The organism is Blautia sp. AM23-13AC (genome assembly GCF_003435675.1).
GTDB classification, from domain to species: Bacteria; Bacillota; Clostridia; order Lachnospirales; family Lachnospiraceae; genus Fusicatenibacter; species Fusicatenibacter saccharivorans.
This window is the reverse complement of sequence record NZ_QTUL01000002.1, coordinates 416298-435604: the sequence shown is the minus strand read 5'-3', so window position 1 is coordinate 435604 and position 19307 is coordinate 416298. Positions and strand designations below refer to the sequence as shown.

Annotated in this window: 17 protein-coding genes; all 17 read left to right on the top strand. The window is 37.4% G+C overall.

What is annotated here, in order from left to right; all coding sequences use genetic code 11:
* The first annotated feature begins 46 nt into the window (after window positions 1–46).
* Entirely contained in the window at window positions 47–1156 is a 1110-nt protein-coding gene (locus DW642_RS04445; RefSeq protein WP_117509389.1) for an EpsG family protein, read from the top strand.
* The gene (locus DW642_RS04440) at window positions 1153–1992 is read left to right on the top strand and encodes a glycosyltransferase family 2 protein (protein ID WP_117509388.1); all 840 of its coding nucleotides are present in this window, start codon (window positions 1153–1155) and stop codon (window positions 1990–1992) included. Before DW642_RS04445 ends, DW642_RS04440 begins: the two co-directional genes overlap by 4 nt.
* A 17-nt stretch (window positions 1993–2009) precedes the next feature.
* Window positions 2010–2708 (top strand): glycosyltransferase family 32 protein, encoded by a 699-nt coding sequence (locus DW642_RS04435; RefSeq protein ID WP_117509387.1) that lies wholly within the window; start codon window positions 2010–2012, stop codon window positions 2706–2708.
* Window positions 2705–3925: a glycosyltransferase gene (locus DW642_RS04430; RefSeq protein ID WP_117509386.1), complete on the top strand. Its 1221-nt coding sequence runs from the start codon at window positions 2705–2707 to the stop codon at window positions 3923–3925. Before DW642_RS04435 ends, DW642_RS04430 begins: the two co-directional genes overlap by 4 nt.
* 166 nt (window positions 3926–4091) lie before the next feature.
* On the top strand, window positions 4092–5117 hold the full coding sequence (locus tag DW642_RS04425) for a glycosyltransferase (protein ID WP_117509385.1): 1026 nt from the start codon (window positions 4092–4094) through the stop codon (window positions 5115–5117).
* Complete coding sequence (locus tag DW642_RS04420) at window positions 5117–6094, top strand: glycosyltransferase family 2 protein (protein WP_117509384.1); 978 nt, start codon at window positions 5117–5119, stop codon at window positions 6092–6094. The genes DW642_RS04425 and DW642_RS04420 overlap by 1 nt, the downstream gene beginning before the upstream one ends.
* Window positions 6091–7092: a glycosyltransferase family 2 protein gene (locus DW642_RS04415; RefSeq protein WP_117509383.1), complete on the top strand. Its 1002-nt coding sequence runs from the start codon at window positions 6091–6093 to the stop codon at window positions 7090–7092. The genes DW642_RS04420 and DW642_RS04415 overlap by 4 nt, the downstream gene beginning before the upstream one ends.
* A 4-nt stretch (window positions 7093–7096) precedes the next feature.
* The gene (locus DW642_RS04410) at window positions 7097–8005 is read left to right on the top strand and encodes a glycosyltransferase family 2 protein (RefSeq protein ID WP_117509382.1); all 909 of its coding nucleotides are present in this window, start codon (window positions 7097–7099) and stop codon (window positions 8003–8005) included.
* Window positions 8002–8949, top strand: coding sequence for a glycosyltransferase family 2 protein (locus DW642_RS04405; RefSeq protein WP_117509381.1), 948 nt, complete (start codon window positions 8002–8004; stop codon window positions 8947–8949). The genes DW642_RS04410 and DW642_RS04405 overlap by 4 nt, the downstream gene beginning before the upstream one ends.
* A 2-nt stretch (window positions 8950–8951) precedes the next feature.
* Entirely contained in the window at window positions 8952–10121 is a 1170-nt protein-coding gene (locus DW642_RS04400; protein ID WP_117509380.1) for a polysaccharide pyruvyl transferase family protein, read from the top strand.
* A 14-nt stretch (window positions 10122–10135) separates the two neighbouring features.
* Window positions 10136–11701, top strand: a complete 1566-nt coding sequence (locus DW642_RS04395) for a lipopolysaccharide biosynthesis protein (RefSeq protein WP_117509379.1) — start codon at window positions 10136–10138, stop codon at window positions 11699–11701.
* Window positions 11694–12683 (top strand): glycosyltransferase family 2 protein, encoded by a 990-nt coding sequence (locus DW642_RS04390; RefSeq protein WP_117509378.1) that lies wholly within the window; start codon window positions 11694–11696, stop codon window positions 12681–12683. The genes DW642_RS04395 and DW642_RS04390 overlap by 8 nt, the downstream gene beginning before the upstream one ends.
* A 131-nt stretch (window positions 12684–12814) precedes the next feature.
* A complete protein-coding gene (locus DW642_RS04385; RefSeq protein ID WP_117509377.1) occupies window positions 12815–13993 on the top strand; it encodes a Coenzyme F420 hydrogenase/dehydrogenase, beta subunit C-terminal domain in 1179 nt (392 codons plus the stop codon).
* 25 nt (window positions 13994–14018) lie between these two features.
* Window positions 14019–14903 (top strand): metallophosphoesterase, encoded by an 885-nt coding sequence (locus DW642_RS04380; protein WP_117509376.1) that lies wholly within the window; start codon window positions 14019–14021, stop codon window positions 14901–14903.
* A gap of 166 nt (window positions 14904–15069) precedes the next feature.
* Window positions 15070–16842 (top strand): NTP transferase domain-containing protein, encoded by a 1773-nt coding sequence (locus DW642_RS04375; RefSeq protein ID WP_117509375.1) that lies wholly within the window; start codon window positions 15070–15072, stop codon window positions 16840–16842.
* A gap of 12 nt (window positions 16843–16854) precedes the next feature.
* On the top strand, window positions 16855–17643 hold the full coding sequence (locus tag DW642_RS04370) for an NTP transferase domain-containing protein (RefSeq protein ID WP_227093693.1): 789 nt from the start codon (window positions 16855–16857) through the stop codon (window positions 17641–17643).
* Between the two features lie 37 nt (window positions 17644–17680).
* Entirely contained in the window at window positions 17681–19252 is a 1572-nt protein-coding gene (locus DW642_RS04365; RefSeq protein ID WP_199596432.1) for a BCCT family transporter, read from the top strand.
* Window positions 19253–19307: the final 55 nt, after the last annotated feature.

Sequence of the window (19307 nt, the reverse complement as noted above, 5' to 3'; positions counted from 1 at the left end):
AGAGGAAAGAGAAAATTTTAGTAAGACAAAAGGAGAAATGTAAAAGATGTCCATAACGAATTATTGGTTTCAATTAATCTGGCTTTTGACAGTAGGAATGGTTCTGGCAATATCTCTGCCGAAAAAGCAGGAAATCGTTATGGGAAGGATAGAAGAAAGATGGCAGATAGCACCGGCAGTGCTTCTAGTGGTTCCATATATATTGGCGGCAACACTAAGATCCGATAATTTTGGAGATACCTATGCCTACCGAAGTGTCTTTAGAGAAGCACCTAGTAAAATAGCTGCGCTTCCACTCTATCTCGAGGGAATAAAAAAAGATAAAGGTTTTTCGGTCTTAATTGTGATTATAAAAGCTCTTATTGGAAATTCACCTATTCTGTTTTTCATGTTCATAGCTACTGTGCAAATGTTATGTATGGCATTTATTTATCGAAAATATAGTGAAAACTATTGGATGAGTATTTTTGTTTTTGTTGCGGGAACAGACTATATGTCTTGGTGTCATAATGGTATCCGACAGTTTTTGGCAATTGCCATTATCATGGCAGGATTTCCATTACTGCTAAAAAGAAAATATATACCACTGATAGCAATTATTCTATTAGGAGCGACATTTCATGCGTCAGCATTGCTTATGATCCCGATCATTTTTATTGTGCAGGGAAAGGCATGGAATAAAAAGAGTGTGCTGTGCATTTTGGGATGTATTTTAATATTAATATTTGTAAATCAGTTTACAGATGGAATGAACAATATACTATCAAATACACAATATTCTAATATGGTAGCGGATTGGAAAGAGTGGGAAGATAACGGAACTAATCCGATCAGGGTATTTGTCTATTCCATTCCCATGATTTTATCTATTATTGGACGTAAGCAAATCAAAGAAGCAGACAATCCGGTAATTAATATTGTGACAAATTTCTCGATTTTGACCAGTGTAATTGCAATGGTGTCTATGAAAACTTCTGGAATATTTATAGGACGATTGATTTCATATGGATCTATGTATTCTGCATCCATTTTACTACCTTGGGAAATTGAAAATATTTTTACGAGAAATTCAACCATAATCATAAAAAGTGCTACTGTGTTAGGATATATTGGATTCTTTTATTATCAGATGCATTTTACATGGGGGCTTATATGAAAAATCCAGAAATTAGTGTAATTATGGGGATATACAATTGTGCAGATACGTTGTCAGAAGCGATTGAGTCTGTTTTAGGTCAGACGATGAGTGAATGGGAATTGATTATGTGCGACGATGGATCATCCGATGCAACGTCTGAAGTGGCAGAATTCTATATAAAAAAATATCCAGAAAGAATGGTATTGCTGAAAAATAAAGAAAATAGAGGACTTAACTATACCTTAAATCGTTGTTTAAAAATGGCAACAGGAAAGTATATTGCAAGAATGGATGGAGATGATATTTGTTTGCCAGAACGATTTGCGGTTGAGTATGAAATATTAGAAAAAGAAAAAGTAATTTCGATTGTAAGCACAGATATGGGGTATTTTGATGAGACAGGAATATGGGGGAATATAAGTCATCCTGAATATCCCAAGAAAGAGGATTTTTTGCATGGATCTCCGTTTTGTCATGCACCATGTATGGTGAGAAAAGAAGCATATGATGCGGTGAAAGGATATACAGAGAAAAAGCGTTTGTTGCGAGTAGAAGACTATCATTTATGGATAAAAATGTACGAGGTCGGATATAGAGGCAAAAATATTCCCAAACAGCTTTATCTTATGCGAGATGATAAAGCAGCATATAAGAGAAGAAAATTTCGATATAGAGTAAATGAAGCATATGTACGAGGAATGGCAGTGCGAAAACTTGGACTGCCGATAAGCGGATATCTATATGCGATACAACCAATTATTATAGGCATTTTACCTAAGGTGGTATATGACTATTTTCATAAAAGAAAATTGGAAAGTAATTCGAAAAAAAATAATGTGTGCAAAAATAAGTGATAGGAAGGGATGGATACATGATACCGAAGAAAATACATTATTGTTGGTTTGGAAAAGGGAAGAAATCCAAATTAGCTTTAAAGTGCATAAGGAGCTGGCGTCAGTATTGTCCAGAGTATGAAGTTATTGAATGGAATGAGGAAAATTTTGATATAGATATGAATGGGTATACGCGAATGTGTTATGCCGAAAAAAAGTATGCGTATTTAAGCGATTATGTCAGACTTTGGGTAGTGGAAAAGTATGGAGGAATCTATTTTGATACAGATGTAGAAGTAATTAGATCGCTGGAAGAATTGTTAAGAAATGATGCATTTTTTTGCTTTGAAAATAAGCAATATGTAGCTTCGGGATTGGGATTTGGATCTGTTGCACATGGAAAAGTGATTCAAGCGATGTTGAAAGAATATGAGATATTACTGGACGGGAAAAATGGAGTAAGAATGTGTCCGAAATTGAATACACAAGCGTTGGTAGCATTGGGGTTAAAACAGAATGGTAGAAAACAAAATGTGTGTGAAGCGGTAATATATCCTATGGATGTTTTGAATCCATATAACAGCGCTACCGGAAAATTAGAAAAAACAGAAAATACATTTTCCATTCACTGGTATGAGGCAACGTGGATGAGTAAACACTTAAAAATTCGTGGCATGATAACAAGACCAATACACAGAATATTTGGTGTAGATGTCTTTCAGAGGTTCCGCAAATGAAAAAGAAATTGCTAATTGTGTCTCATGCTTTAGAATTAGGTGGAGCAGAAAGAAGTCTTATCGGGTTATTAAATGCATTTGATTTTGAAAAATATGATGTAGATTTATTTTTATTACGGCATGAAGGGGAATTAATGAGAGAAATCCCATCAGCTGTTAATTTATTGCCAGAAATTCGCGCTTATACAGTATTAGCGCGACCGATAAAGCGGACTTTAAAGGAAGGACATTTCATATTAAGTATGGCAAGACTTGCGGGGAAAATGGCAGCGGCAAAATATAATCGAATACATAAATATACAGACAGTGATGTGGCGTTAGAATATAGTCATAAATATACTTGTCCATTTATGCCAAAAATTCAATCCAATGAAGTATATGATTTAGCAATCAGCTTTTTGACACCGCACTATTTTGTTGATAGAAAAGTACATGCAAAAAGAAAAATAGCCTGGATTCATACAGATTATTCTCGTATACAGGTGAATATTGCTTCTGAAACCGCAATGTGGAAGAACTATGATTATATTGCTTCGATTTCTGATGCAGTAACAGAGAATTTTCTTTCGGTTTTTCCTATGTTCAAGGAAAAGATTATTTTGATTGAAAACATCTTGCCGGAAGAATTTGTGAAAAAGCAGGCAAATGAATTTTTAGTGGATAAAGAAATGAATGCAAAAGGGATAAAAATACTATCTATTGGGCGATTCTGTAAGGCTAAGAATTTTGATAATGTACCAGAAATTTGTCAACGGATACGTGAAAGAGGGATGGATATAACATGGTATTTGATTGGTTTTGGCAGAGACGAAGAATTGATTAAAAGAAAAATTGCAGAAGCTAATATGCAGGAATATGTAAAAATTCTTGGAAAAAAAGAGAATCCATATCCATATATTCAGGCATGTGATGTTTATATACAGCCTAGTCGATATGAAGGTAAATGTGTTACGGTTCGTGAGGCTCAGATGTTAGGAAAACCTGTAATTATTACAAATTATGAGACAGCTAAGGAACAATTGGAAAGTGGTGTAGAGGGCATAATTGTACCTATGCAAAATCAGGAGTGTGCGGATCAAATATTTGATTTGCTAAATAATAATTGTCTGTTAGAGCAACTATCATTCAACTGTCAAATGAGAAAGTATTCAAATAAGGAAGAAGTGAAAAAAATATATCGTATATTGGAAAAGAGTAATTGTGTGGGTAAAAGGTAGAAATGGTGCAAAACAATTATAATAATGATGTTGGTTAGATATTATAGCTATCCATAAGTGGGAGTATCTGAGGGTGTTATATTGAGAGCAATAGTATGTTGCGATTTGTACAGGATATTTTATAGATGAAAATAAGGCAATTGATGTTGATAAGGGAGAAATTTCTATGCCTAAAATAAGTGTGATTGTACCAGTGTATAAAGCAGAAAAATTCTTAGCTACTTGCATAGAAAGTATTTTAAATCAAACATATGGCAATTTGGAAATAATATTAGTCGATGATGGATCACCTGATTCATGTGGAAAAATTTGTGAAAAATATGCTTTAAGTGATAGTAGAGTTAAGGTGGTTCATCAGAAAAATGCAGGAGTTGCTGCTGCAAGAAATGTAGGATTAGATTTAGCTGAGGGAGACTATGTAACTTTTGTTGATAGCGATGACTATATTCAACCTCAGATGTATGAAAAAATGATAAGATGTGCGGAACATAATCATTGCGATTTAGTAATGTGTGATTGTATAAAGGTATATTCGGATGGAAGAAAAACTATTTATTCTCACAATATTCGTGGCGGGTTATATGAGGAGAAACAATTGCATCAAGAATATTATCCTCATTTACTAATTACTCGTTCGATAGAATATCCTGCTACAATTTCCAACTGTGTGTGCATGGTAAAAAATATGCGACAAAGAATGCCACGATATGAGATTGGAATTCGATTTTCTGAAGATTGGTTTTGGGGATGTCAATTGATGCTTAGAATACATTCGTTTTATTATATGAAAGGACAAGCCTACTATATGTATAACTGCAGCAATCAAAGTTCAGTAACACATACATTTACGTCTGATAAATGGGACGATTATAAGGCTTTGTATGCACGATTCCAGGAAGAATTTGGTCGAAGCGAAATATATGATTTTAGGGATCAACTTGACAAGGTATTATTATTTTTTATTTATAACGCTATTGGGGATATATTCTGTTCGAGTGTTCTTACTATAGGTGAAAAAAAAAGAATGGTTAATAAAATATTATATGAAGATAGCGTTAGGAATATGTTTAAACAGTTGAAAATTGGCAAATTGTGTGTTCCTAAAAAACAAAAACTATTAACATTTTGTTATTCGCATCCTGTTTTGCTACCGTTGATATCTTTTTATTTTGAAAAGAGGTATAGAGTGTAATGAAAACACAGCTTTCTGTAATAGTACCAGTTTATAACACAGAACGGTTTTTAAGAAGGTGTATTGAAAGTATTTTAAACCAGAATGTGGAAAAATGTGAATTGATTTTAATTAATGATGGAAGTACGGATTCTTCTGGAAAGATCTGTGACGAATATGCAAAAGAAAATCAATGTATAAGCGTAATTCACCGGAAAAATCAAGGGGTTGGAAAAGCTCGAAATAACGGTGTTTTAGCATCAAGTGGGAAATATATTACTTTTGTAGATAGTGATGATTATTTACCAGATGATCCTACTATATACAGTAAAGCAATTTCAATTTTAGAAAACCATGATGTTGATATAGTAACGTGGCTTTGGCAATTTCAGAATGAAGAGGGAAAATTGACAATAGATCCACATAAAATCCCAACATTTTTTTGTGGAAAAAAATCCATGTTAGAATTTGCAAAAGGGTTGTATTATGGTAGCTATGCAAATGGATTGGTTGTTGGAGTTTGTAATAAGCTGTATAAAAGAGATTATATAAAAAACATTCCATTTGAGGGACGGATATATGAGGACGATGATTGGATGAGCCAGGTGCTAGCTAAAACAGGAAAAATTTTTTGTGAAAAGAAATTCTGGTATATATATGTTCAAAATAATACTTCGCTGACGCATCAAAAATTTCAAGAGCAGAATTTGGTAATGTTGGATATTGTGAAAAGACGAATGTGCTTATTTAAACAAGATAGTTTTATTTGTAGGGAATCGATGAAACTATTTCTGAATTTATATATAGAATTTTGGTTTCGTGCAAAGGAATCGAAAATACAGCCCTATCATGACAGTCAAACATATATACAATTTATGCGAACATTGATGAGGGGAAATGGACTTTGTCTTAAAGATTTTATACGTTACAGTATATTTTATGTTTCACCCAATTTATATCAAATATTAATTTTTAAAATGAGAAAAAGAAAACTATGAAAATTAGTGTTGTTATTCCCGTATATAATAAAGAAAAATATATGGATGATTTATTTCAATGCTTGCTTAGCCAAACATTTGAAGAGTTTGAATGTATTTTAATAGATGATGGATCTACGGATGCATCAGGGGAAATTTGTGATAAAGTTGCTTGTATTGATAAAAGATTTGAAGTAATTCATATTCCAAATAGTGGCGTATCTCATGCGAGAAATGTTGGGATTGATGCCTCGTGTGGAGAATATATTACATTTATTGATGCAGATGACCGCATACCAAATAACTATTTGGAAAATTTGTATGAAACTATTATTGAGAACGGTGTAGATCTTTCAATATGCACGATTACAAAAATATGGCACTCAGGAAAAAAAAAGAAAATACAATTACCTGGAAGTGGCACTTTTGATATAAGTGAATTGCTTTTGAATTTTGCGGATTATCAAAAAAAAACAGGTATTTATGGATATTGTTGTGGAAAGATAATCTTAAAAGAATTAGTTGGGAATATCCGATTTGATGAAAGAATTAAATTGGCGGAGGATTTTGATTTTTTTCTGAAATTATATCCTAAAGTGAGCAAAATTTGCTTTAATGATAAAACAGAATATTTTTATCTTCAGGAATCAGAGAATTCATCAGCTATGGTTAAGGATAGTGAAATTGACTATAGAACACAGCTGTTTATTAATATTCGCTATAAACATTTTCTTGAAAAAGAAAATGTTTATAGCGGAAGTAATGAGTTGATTGTTTCACAGTTGCTAAGTAATTATGTGATTTTTTCATTGTTGTATTGCAATATTGAAAAATTGAAAAACTGTTTCGAGGAATTACAATTAATTTGTAAATCTGAGGGAATTAAAGCATGCGGACGGAATTTCTTTGAAAAATGGATTTTGTTATTACTATATGAAAACAAATACTATTTATTGAAGATAAGTTTACAGTTAAGACGTTTAATGAGACATTTAATAAGGCGTTTGCTAAGGAGATGATGAGATGCCATATTTTACGGTATTTACTTCGACATATAATAGAGGATATACACTTTTCAGATTATATGAGTCGTTGAAAAATCAGGGAACGACAGACTTTGAATGGTTGATTGTTAATGATGGATCGACAGACAATACGCATCAATTAGTTGAAGAGTGGATCAGGAAAGAAAAAGAATTTTCAATTAGATATTTGGAAAAAGAAAATGGAGGAAAACCAAGAGCAATCAATTATGGGATTCGGTATGCGAGAGGTAAATTCTTTTTTATGGTTGATTCTGATGATTTTCTATTACCGAATGCGTTATCAAAAATGAAAAATTGGTGCAAAGAGATTGAAAATAATTCAGATTATATTGGTGTTGGAGCAGCCAGGGGATTTCCAGATGGTTCTTATATAAAGGGTGTTTCACCTATTGTAAACGAACAAGGATATGTAGACGCTACGAATCTACAGAGAATACAATTTAATTTGGATGCAGATATGTGTGAGGCATATAAGACAAAAATATTGAAAAAATATCCGATGCCGGAATGGCCGGGCGAAAAATTTGCACCAGAACAAATCGCATTGAATGAAATTGCGTTGGATGGTTATAAATTGCGGTGGCATTCAGATATTATTTATCAGTGTAATTATCTGGATGATGGCCTTACCAAGGGAAGCAAAGTATTAGAAAAAAATAACCCAATGGGTTATGCGATGATGTATTGTCATATGCTGAAATATCCTGAGTGTTCAAAAAAGCAAAAATTTTATGCTGCCTGTCAAGTGGTTGCATTATCAATAGTTGGGGGACATATAGAATATGGTTTTCAAGGACAGAATAAAAGATTGATATTATGCGCACTTATTCCGGGTATTTTTTTAGCAATTCGGCGTAGATATCAATTCAGAAAGGTATCAACATGATTTCAATTATTATACCTATTTTTAACGCAGAAAATTATTTGAAAAGAATGTTAGAAAGCATTTTGGGTCAATCATATCAAAAGTTTGAGTGTATTTTAATTGATGATGGTAGTAGTGATTCATCTTATAGTATATGTAAGGAGTATGAAGAAAAAGATACTCGCATGCGTTGCTTTACGCAGAAAAATCATGGAGTTTCTTACACAAGAAATAAAGGAATAAGTTTGGCAAGAGGAAAATTCATAGCGTTTTTGGACGCTGATGATTTTATTCCACCCAATTATCTGTATGAACTAGTAAAATGTTGCGAAATAGGCGATGTTGCAATATGCGATACAGTGTTTCTTGATGAAAAAGCGGTGAAATTTAGATTTACAGTAGGAAAAACTGTATTAACACGAACCGATGCGATAAATGCTCTTTTGATTCGGAAATCTATTAATTCGGGTCCGGCAGGAAAATTGTACAAAAAAGAATTGATTGCAAATTTAAAATTTCCGTCAATAAAAACATATGAAGATATTCTTTTTACATTGGACGCGTTATTAAATGCAAATAAAATTGTAACGACAGATCGAACACAATATTTTTATGTTGAAAATAATAATGGAGCAATGAGTAAGATGATAAAAAATCCTTCATTGGATATCATTATTGCAACAGAAAGGTTGCTTCAGGTTATCGCACAAAGGAAGGATTTAAAGCCAGAATGTTGTTATGTTACAGTATCCCATTTGTTTCAATATGTAATAGGACTTTTTCAGGAGAATAATTATAGAAATTCAGAATTTGTTGATGGGACAAGAAAATTATTCCGGAAATATATGTGTCTTATTCTTACTTGTAGAGCAATTCCTTGGAAAGAGAAACTTGTGTTTTTTTTATTTGGTCAGGGAATATTTTTGCAAAATGGAAAAAGAATTCATTGGATAAGGAAGGAATGAAAATGGCAAAAATTTATATGTATGCTCATGGCGGGAGTGGAAATCATGGATGCGAAGCAATTGTGCGTTCTACATGTGATATGTTAAACAATCCATTATGGGATGAAATATTGCTCATTTCTTCTAAAACGGAAGAAGATATAAAATATGGGTTAGATAAAATTTGTACAATTAAGAAAGATGTACAGTCATATTCCAAAATAACTTTACCATTTATTCGGGCATATATAGCATTAAAATTAAAAAATGACTATGTGCCGTTAGATAAACTTAACTATAAGAAAACCATTGACATGGTGCATAAAAACGACATTGTATTATCTATAGGCGGTGATAATTATTGTTATGCTGATGTGAATAAATATATTATGCTACATAATATGATGATTTCTAGGGGAGCCAAGACAGTATTATGGGGATGTTCTATCAATCCGGAAGTATTGAGTAATCCGGAAATTGTTAATGATGTGAGACAATATCAGCTTATTACAGCAAGAGAATCTATTACTTATAATGCACTGAAAAAAATAAATCCCAATACCATACTTGTTGCAGATCCTGCATTTGGACTCAAAACAGCATATGCAGAAATTCCATCTAAGTTTATCAATAAAAACATGGTAGGAATTAATTTGAGTCCGATGGTACAAAAAGAAGAAAAGATTTCAGGAATTATAATGAAAAATTATGAGATCTTGATAGAACATATTTTGAAAGAAACAGATATGGCAATTGCATTAATTCCTCATGTAATCTGGGATGACAGTGATGATAGGATACCATTAATGCAGTTGTATGAACGTTATAAAAAAAGTGGAAGAGTTTTAGTAATAGAAGATCAAAATTGTTCAAAACTTAAGTATGCGATTTCAAAATGTAGATTTTTTGTTGGGGCAAGAACGCATTCCACTATTGCGGCATATTCTTCGGGGATACCAACACTGGTTGTAGGATACTCTGTAAAGGCAAGAGGAATTGCTAGGGACTTGTTTGGAGATGAAGAACAGTATAGTTTATCTGTTCAAAGGCTGAAAGAAACAGATGAGTTGCTTAAAAAGTTTAGATGGATATTAGAAAATGAAGAATTAATCAAAAAACAATTAAATAGCAAAATACCAGAAGTTATTAAAAGAGCATTAACTGCAAAAGAATATGTTGAGCGATTACTTTAAAGAGGAGATGGTTCATGTCTAGATTAAAAAATTCTGCTAAGAATATTTTGGGGTCATTTGGGAATAATTTTGTGGCTTCTTTATTAGGCTTGATTTCTAGAACTGTGTTTATCTATACATTGGGAGCGGATTACTTGGGACTATCTGGGCTCTTAAGTAATGTTTTAGGATTTTTGGCGATTGGTGAATTGGGGATTGCAACTGCAATTGGGTTCAGTCTTTATAAGCCCTTAGCTGAGAAAGATTATAAGTCCATCAGTACATTAATGTCCGTCTATAGAAAAGCATATTCGGTTATAGGTGTTATTGTGCTTTTAGCTGGAATTATTCTATTTCAATTCTTAGATTTTTTTGTTCCCGTAGAACAACAGCCAGACGGAACAACCTTTGCTTACTTTGCGTTTTTAATTAATACTGTTATTGGTTATTTTTTATCATATAAGACCACACTGATATCCTCAGATAACCAAGCGTTTAGACTGATTCCAATTAATGTATCAATAAATTGTGTTCAAACACTTTTGCAGATTATTGCATTGTTAATTTGGAAAAGTTATATTGTATATTTAACAATACAGATCGGATGCTCGATCGTTTTGATGGCCGCACAAAATTTATACATAACAAAAAAATATGATAAAGTTACTTTTTATTCAAAGGATAGACTGACAGGTGCTCAAAAACAGGAAATTCAAAAAAATATATCAGGATTGATTGTTGCAAAAATAGGAGACTATTTGGTTAATTCAACGGATAATCTTATTATTACAAAACTTGTAAGCTTAGTAGCCACAGGAATATATTCCAACTATCTTTTGATTCGGAATCTGATCAACGGATACATAAGTGCTTTGTTTGCAGGTGTCACTGCTGGAATAGGAAATATAGTGGCAGTGGAGAATGATGAAAAAAAATTAGATGTATTTAATACAATGTTTTTCATTGCCTTTTTTATTTATAGCATAGAAGCTACATGTTTTATGTGTTTATTTAATCCATTTATTGGTGAAATTTGGATTGGTGAAAAATACTTATTTAGAACAGGAACTGTAGCAATTATTGTAATAAATAATTATCTGACAGGATTACGAATGCCACTCATTACCATGAAGGGAGCAGCGGGGAAATATTTAGAAGATGCTTGGGTTCCATTTGCTTTTGCGATTATTAACTTGGTTGCATCTATCTTATTTGCTAAGCCGTTTGGGGTTTCAGGAGTTTTTCTGGGTACAATTGTTGGCAGTCTACTTACTGCTGATTGGTATAGGCCAATTGTAATCTATAGATCTGTATTTCATTGTCCTGTTAGAGCGTATTATAAACGATATGTATTATATGTTTGCTTAGGGATTATCTATATTGCACTGGCATATTGGACTTGCACCTGGATTTCTAGGGGAAATATCTACTTTAGATTTGTAGAAAAAGCGGTTGTTGCTATTGCTATTCCAAGTGGATTTAATTATATTTTGTTTCACCATACCAATGAATTTAATTCTGTAATGAAGCTTATGAAACGTATTGGAAAAAGACCGTTGGGCAAAATTAAAGACTTTTTAAAACGGAGAAATTATGAATAAAAAAGTTAGCATTATTATTCCATGCTTTAATGGAGAACGTTTTATTGATAGATGTTTACATTCTATTGAAATTCAAAATTATCCACATATTGAAGTGGTTGTGGTAAATGATGGATCGATAGATCAAAGTGAATCCAAGATATTGGAATGGAAAGAAGTACTGGAAAATAAAAAGATTTCATTAATATATATTAAACAAAAAAATCAAGGGATTGGAAGCGCAATAAATACCGGCCTGAAATATATTTCTGGAGAGTATTTATTATTATTGGACATCGATGACGAGTATTTGCAAGGTGCATTGTTAGAGCGAGTACAGTTTTTAGAAAGTCATAGGGAAATGGATGTAGTGCGTTCGAATGGGTGGTATGTAAGAAAAAATGGAAAAAGCCTGTTTATTTATGATGAATGTGAGAAAAATATTCAGGATGTTTTTACGGCATTATTGGAAGGGAAGACAAATAATTGGGCTGGAAGTTATATGGTTAGAGTGTCTTCCTTGTTTAAATTTTATCCTGAAAGAGAAATTTATCAATCAAAATATGGACAAAATTTACAACTGTTATTGCCATTGCTTTACAATAAAAAATGTGGATTTATTGATAAACCACATATGAATTATAACCAGCAAGAAAATTCATTAACCAAAACTAATGTTGAAAAGAGTAAAAAGAAAAAGAGTTTAGATAATGCGAATGGTTTTCGTGATATTAGAGAACATATGGTTCAGATTATTATTCATGATGAAAGGGAACGAGAATATTATCTAGATATTATACAAAATTTTTACTGGAGAAGTGTCATGCAGATTGCAGGGGTGTATAATGATGACATTTTGATGAAAGAAGCTTTTTTGAAATTAAAAATAAATAAAAATGTACAATTGGATGACTATATTATATATTGTCGTTTGACACATCCTGAACTTGTTTTATTATTACGTTTGTTTAGAAAAATAAAATCTAAATTAGGAAATTTGTGAAGGCAGATCATGCAAAGGGCTATGATGATTATATATATGGCCGTGAGACTATGTGATGCTTATGTCAAAAAAAGTGCAAAAGAATTACAGTATGATTACAACAGGCTTTGTTGAACAGGAAGGTGAAGATTATGCCTAAATTCGCAGATAAAAGTCAATGCACAGGTTGCACTGCCTGTGTAAGCATTTGTCCACGGAACTGTATTCAGATGAAAAAAGATAATGCAGGATTTGAGTTTCCGGTAATTATGGAGCGGTCTGCGTGTATTGCTTGTGGGGCTTGTGAAAGAGTATGTCCCGTGTTAATGAAGAAAAAAGATGATGAAAACCTATCAACGTCTGCATATGCGGCATTCTCTAACAATAATGCACTTCGACTGGAGAGTTCCTCCGGTGGAATTTTCTCTGAGTTAGCAGCTACCATTTTACAGCGAGGCGGAGTGATCTATGGTGCAAGCTATGATGACGAAGGCGTAGTCAGACATATTGAGATCAAAGAGCAAACAGAACTCGGCAAACTACAAGGAGCGAAATATTCGCAAAGTATTTTAGGAGACTGCTTTTTAAGCATAAAAAAACAACTGGATTCCGGACGAATAGTGTTGTTTTCAGGTACACCTTGTCAGGTAGCCGGATTGAAAGCTTTTTTAAAACGAGATTATGAGAATTTGGTCTGCATAGATTTTGTATGTCATGGAGTGCCGTCTCCGATGGTATGGGAAAAATATGTAAAGTATCGATCTCTAACGGATAATAGTGATTCATTTCCACAGCATATAAATTTGCGAAATAAGGAAAGTGGTTGGAGTCATTACGCATACTCGGTTGAATTTGCTTATGCAGACAAGAAACGCTATTTATGTAAAAATGGTGATGATCCCTTCATGCAATTATTTGTAAAAGATTATATTTTGCGGGAATCTTGTAGTAGCTGTCATTTTAAAGGATATCATCGTGTTAGTGATATAACATTAGGCGATTTCTGGGGAATATGGAATATTAATCCCAAAATGGACGATAATAAAGGAACATCTCTTATATTAACGCATACTGCAAAAGGCGAAAAAATGATGAACGCAGTTTCTGAAAACATAAAATGTGAACAAGTTTATTTGGAACAGGCGGCAAGAGAAAATCCATCGTTATTGAGATCATCAGTTCATAAACAAAATAGAGATATTGTTTTAAAAACTATTGAAAGCGAAAATTTTCAGGAAATATTGCCATTACTTCAAGTAAAACAACCACAAAGGCGAAGTAAGAAGGAAATAATTAAGCGTGTACTCAAAAAGCTGTGTGGGTTAGGATGAGTCACGATAACGGAGGACATTATCAATGAAATGGCTACGGCAGCACAAATGGACGCTCATTATCAGCGTACTTCTATTCCTCGGAATCACAAACTGCCAAAACCTCGACCAATCAAAACACTCCCTAAGCTACTCTTCCTATCAGATCCCCTCCGACAAAATCGATACCCCAATCCGGATTTTGCAGCTGACGGATCTGCACAACAGCGAGTTTGGAGAAGACAATCAGGAGCTGATTGACCGGATAGCAAGTCAGTCTCCCGATCTGATCCTGCTCACGGGGGATCTGTTAAATTCCGGAGAGCCTGTCGCAGAGATTGCTACCAATTTGATTTCTTCTCTATGCGAGATTGCTCCCGTCTATCTGTCCTTGGGAAATCATGAGATAGAATACCAGGACAATTTTGGCACAGACGTCACACAATTGTATCAGGCCGCCGGTGCAATCGTTCTGGAGCACCAATACCGGGATATCACCGTAAAAGGCCAGTCTCTTCGCATTGGCGGCATTTACGGTTACTGCCTGCCGGACAAATACCTGGAAACGGAGGAAGCTGATCTTAGCGAATGCATGTTTTTATGGGATTTTGAGAATACCGACCGTTACAAGATCCTGCTTAGTCATCTTCCGATTGCCTGGCTGAAAAATGATGCCCTGGAGGAATGGAACATGGACTGCGTGTTTTCTGGTCATCTTCACGGAGGGCAGGTCATTTTGCCTGGAATCGGCGGCGTATATGCGCCGGATATGGGCTGGTTTCCGGGACGGCTGAAGGGTGTTTTTGATTCAAAGGATGGAAAACGGCATCTGGTTTTGTCTGCGGGGCTTGGAAATACGGAGGTGATTCCGCGGTTCAACAATATTCCGGAGATTGTCTGCGTGGATCTTGTACCGGAAGGAGGATGGTGAAAAAACTTGCACATGGATTAGGGCTGCGAATGTTACGGTTCGCTGGGAACCAGTGAACCGTAACTTAATCTGGGCATATTGTTTCACAGGATCGGCTGGCAGCTTGACATGTCGCCGGTCCTGTATTATAATAACGATGTTCACGAAAATGAAAGGATAGATGTACATGAACAAACAAGAATCTGATATTTTGAACGTGATCCTGCAATACCACTGCCGGAACCAGCGTGCGCTGGCGGAGCGGTGTGGGTTTTCACTGGGAATGGTAAACCGTTCGGTGAAAGCGCTGCAGGGGCAGGGTTTTTTAACAACAGATATGGAGCTGACGGAAAAAGCCAGGCTTGAGATGGCAAAGCATCGCCCGAAAAACGCGGTGATTCTGGCTGCCGGATATGGAATGCGGATGGTGCCGATTAATATGGAAACGCCGAAAGGACTTTTGGAAGTAGAGGGGGAACCGCTGATCGAGCGGCTGATCCGTCAGCTTCATGCGGTAAAGGTGAAGGAAATTTATGTTGTCGTTGGTTTTAAAAAGGAACAGTACGATTATCTGGTTGACCAGTATGGCGTGAAGCTGGTTGTCAATATGGAGTATGCAGAGAAAAACAACCTGCATTCCCTGGCAAAGGTATTGCCACAGCTTGGCGAAACGTATCTTATGCCGTGCGACCTCTGGTGCCGGGAAAATCCGTTTTCGGAGTATGAGTGGTATTCCTGGTATCTGGTGAGCGATGCAAAGGATCCCGACAGTACGGTTCGTGTGAGCCGGAAATGGGAGCTTGTGCTCGCGGGCGGGGAAAAAGAAGGAAATCATATGATCGGCATCAGCTATCTAACGGATCCTGTGGCGCAGTCGATGGCGCGGCGAATCGAAACGATGGTACAGGACCGCCGGTATGACCATGTTTTCTGGGAGGATGCCCTTTTTGCGGAAAACGGGATGCCGGTGCAGGCAAAGATTGTCCCGGAAGGAGCTGTGGTGGAGATCAATACCTACGAGCAGCTGCGGGAACTGGATGAGAATTCGGATCAGCTGAAGTCGGATGCGATGGCAGAAATTGAACGGGTGCTTTCGGTTTCCGGTGAGGAGATTACGGGAATTGAGGTCCTGAAAAAGGGAATGACAAACCGTTCGTTTTTATTCCGCTGTCGCGGCGGGCGGTATATTATGAGAATTCCGGGGGAAGGCACGAGTCTTCTGATCAACCGCAGGCAGGAGGCGGCGGTATATCGGACACTGGACGGAAAGGGCATCTGCGATGAAATCGTGTCGATCAATCCGGAAAACGGCTATAAGATTACGAAATACCTGGAGGGTGCGCGTGTCTGCGATCCGGAAAACCCTGAGGATGTGCAGGCCTGTATGAAAAAGCTCCGTTCCTTCCATGAGGAGCATCTGAGCGTGGAGCATACGTTTTCGCTGTTTGACCAGATCGCATACTATGAAAGTCTGTGGGAGGGAGAACCGTCTGTTTATCGGGATTACAGCACGACGAAAGCGCATGTGCTGGAACTTGAGGCTTATCTGGAAGCGCAGCCGAAGGTGTGGACGCTGACGCATATTGATGCGGTGCCGGACAATTTTCTGTTTGTGGAGAAAAACGGCGGAACGGAAATTCGTCTGATTGACTGGGAATATGCGGGCATGCAGGATGCACATGTGGATCTGGCGATGTTCTGCATTTACGCCATGTATGACCGTCCGCAGGTGGATGCGCTGATCGACTGCTATTTTACGGAAGGCTGTCCGCAGGAGGTGCGCACGAAGATTTACGCATACATTGCGGTGTGCGGGCTTTTGTGGAGCAACTGGTGTGAGTACAAGAGCCGGTTAGGCGTGGAGTTTGGCGAGTATTCGCTGAAACAGTACCGATATGCTAAGGATTACTATAAACTTGTTAAGCAGGAGCTTGCCAAAAGCAAAGGTCAGGAAGAATAAGAGGGTGGAAGAATGAAAGCGATGGATGTGGGGCAGAGACCGGAAAGTGAAATTCAGCAGAAAAATCATGTAGAACGTGCAATTATCATGGCGGCGGGAACGGGAACGCGGATGCGGCCGGTAACGCTTACTACGCCGAAACCGCTGATCCGTGTGAAGGGTGTCCGCATGATTGATACGGTGATTCAGGCGCTGCATGAAAATGGAATTTATGAGATTTATGTAGTAGTGGGATATCGGAAAGAGCAGTTTGCGTGCCTTACCGCAGAATATAAAGGTGTGACACTGATCGAAAATCCATACTGGGATTCCTGCAATAATATTGCATCGCTCTATGTGGCGCGGGAACAGTTGGAAAATGCAATGATTCTGGATGGGGATCAGATTATATACAAAAAAGAAATTCTTGCACCGGAATTTACGCATTCTGGCTACAATGCTGTCTGGACGGACGAAAAGACGGATGAATGGCTGATGCAGGTGAAGGATGGAATCGTGTGTTCCTGTAGCCGGACCGGCGGTAAGGGCGGCTGGCAGCTCTTCAGTGTATCACGTTGGAACCGGGAGGACGGAAAGCGGCTGAAACGCCACCTGGAACTGGAATTTGAAAAAAAACAGAACCGTCAGATTTACTGGGACGATGTGGCAATGTTCTGTCATTTTCAAGAGTATGAGCTTGGCATCTACCCGATGCAGAAAGGTGACCTGATCGAAATTGACGATTTTTCGGAGCTTTGTGAACTGGATCCGTCCTATTGCGGATATGAGGCACAGGGGCAGGAAAAATCAGAAGAAAAATAAGCTGGATCGGGCAGTATAGCAGAAAGGAACAGAAAACATGAATACAGTTGATGAAAACAGAGTGGTGAAAAAGAAACAGAGCGGAAAAATACGGAAAAAAGGTCAGATTGACTGGATGATCACGCTGCTGCCGCTGGGACTGATTGCAGCGCTCAGCATTTTGTTTTTCCTCCTGCCGGAACAGTCCAACACAGTTCTTGCGAAGGTACGCTTCTTCTTGGGAGATACCTTTGGAGTCTATTATCTTGCAATTGGCCTTGGCGTTTTTCTGCTCTCTTTGTATCTGGCATTTTCAAAATATGGCGATATTGTGTTAGGAGAGCAGGATGAGAAACCGAAATATTCTTTTTTTGCCTGGGGATCCATGATGTTTACGTGCGGCCTTGCGGCAGACATTCTGTTTTATTCTTTTGCAGAATGGGTGATGTATGCTGCTGATCCGCAGATTGAAAAGATGGGCGGAATCCAGGAGTGGGCGGGCGTGTACCCGCTGTTTCACTGGAGTCTGATTCCGTGGGGCTTTTATCTCGTTCTCGCTGCCGCATTTGGGTTTATGCTGCACGTGCGGAAACGGAACCGGCAGCGGTATTCAGAAGCCTGCCGTCCGATTATGGGAAAACAGACGGACGGCATCGGCGGACGACTGATTGATCTGCTGGCGGTATTTGCACTCCTTGCAGGAACGGCAACGACATTTAGCGTGGCAACGCCGCTGATGGCAAGTGCAATCAATGCATTGTTTCATATCAATCTGGACCGGAACGCAGTGACAATTGTGATTCTGCTGATTACGTGTTTTGTGTACACGTATTCGCTGCTTCACGGCTTCCGCGGAATCGGTTTTCTGGCAAAGCTCTGCATCTATCTGTTTTTCGGGCTACTGGCGTACGTGCTGCTGTTCGGCGGACAGACGCGGTATATTATCGAGACGGGATTTTCATCGCTGGGACGGATGATTCAGTATTTCCCGACGTTGGCGACCGATACCGATCCGCTGCGCGAGACGCATTTTCCGCAGAACTGGACTATTTATTACTGGGCATACTGGATGGTGTGGTGCGTGGCGGCGCCATTTTTTATCGGAAGTATTTCCCGGGGAAGAACGGTGCGGCAGACAATCCTTGGCGGATATGGATTCGGCGTTGGCTCCACGATTTTAAGCTTTATCATCCTGGGAAATGAATCGATGGGGATGCAGATGGCGGGAAAAGCGGATTTTATCGCGCAGTATGCCAAAGACGGTGATCTCTATGGAATGATTATCGCCATGATCCAGAAGATCCCGTGTGCACCGCTGGTTCTTGTCGTTCTGCTGCTCACGATGATTGCCTTTTATGCGACCTCGTTTGATTCGATTGCGCTGACGGTTTCCTGCTACAGCTACCGCCGTCTGGAAGAGGGACAGCAGCCATCGAAAGCGATTCAGCTTATGTGGTGCCTTCTGCTGATTCTGCTTCCGATTGCACTGGTCTTTTCCGAAAGCTCTATGAGCAATCTGCAGTCGGTCAGTATCGTGGCAGCGTTTCCGATCGGAATGGTAATTCTTCTGATTGTGGCGGGATTTCTAAAGGATGCCGGAGCATATCTGAAAGAAATAAAGAAGAAATGATTTTTTATGCAGCATGAAAATAGAGCCGGATTTCTATTTAGCGGAAATCCGGCTG

Coding starts and splice junctions, on each gene's coding strand:
- DW642_RS04445 (WP_117509389.1), top strand. CDS start 47: ATGTCCATAACGAATTATTGGTTTCAATTAATCTGGCTTTTGACAGTA.
- DW642_RS04440 (WP_117509388.1), top strand. CDS start 1,153: ATGAAAAATCCAGAAATTAGTGTAATTATGGGGATATACAATTGTGCA.
- DW642_RS04435 (WP_117509387.1), top strand. CDS start 2,010: ATGATACCGAAGAAAATACATTATTGTTGGTTTGGAAAAGGGAAGAAA.
- DW642_RS04430 (WP_117509386.1), top strand. CDS start 2,705: ATGAAAAAGAAATTGCTAATTGTGTCTCATGCTTTAGAATTAGGTGGA.
- DW642_RS04425 (WP_117509385.1), top strand. CDS start 4,092: ATGCCTAAAATAAGTGTGATTGTACCAGTGTATAAAGCAGAAAAATTC.
- DW642_RS04420 (WP_117509384.1), top strand. CDS start 5,117: ATGAAAACACAGCTTTCTGTAATAGTACCAGTTTATAACACAGAACGG.
- DW642_RS04415 (WP_117509383.1), top strand. CDS start 6,091: ATGAAAATTAGTGTTGTTATTCCCGTATATAATAAAGAAAAATATATG.
- DW642_RS04410 (WP_117509382.1), top strand. CDS start 7,097: ATGCCATATTTTACGGTATTTACTTCGACATATAATAGAGGATATACA.
- DW642_RS04405 (WP_117509381.1), top strand. CDS start 8,002: ATGATTTCAATTATTATACCTATTTTTAACGCAGAAAATTATTTGAAA.
- DW642_RS04400 (WP_117509380.1), top strand. CDS start 8,952: ATGGCAAAAATTTATATGTATGCTCATGGCGGGAGTGGAAATCATGGA.
- DW642_RS04395 (WP_117509379.1), top strand. CDS start 10,136: ATGTCTAGATTAAAAAATTCTGCTAAGAATATTTTGGGGTCATTTGGG.
- DW642_RS04390 (WP_117509378.1), top strand. CDS start 11,694: ATGAATAAAAAAGTTAGCATTATTATTCCATGCTTTAATGGAGAACGT.
- DW642_RS04385 (WP_117509377.1), top strand. CDS start 12,815: ATGCCTAAATTCGCAGATAAAAGTCAATGCACAGGTTGCACTGCCTGT.
- DW642_RS04380 (WP_117509376.1), top strand. CDS start 14,019: ATGAAATGGCTACGGCAGCACAAATGGACGCTCATTATCAGCGTACTT.
- DW642_RS04375 (WP_117509375.1), top strand. CDS start 15,070: ATGAACAAACAAGAATCTGATATTTTGAACGTGATCCTGCAATACCAC.
- DW642_RS04370 (WP_227093693.1), top strand. CDS start 16,855: ATGAAAGCGATGGATGTGGGGCAGAGACCGGAAAGTGAAATTCAGCAG.
- DW642_RS04365 (WP_199596432.1), top strand. CDS start 17,681: ATGAATACAGTTGATGAAAACAGAGTGGTGAAAAAGAAACAGAGCGGA.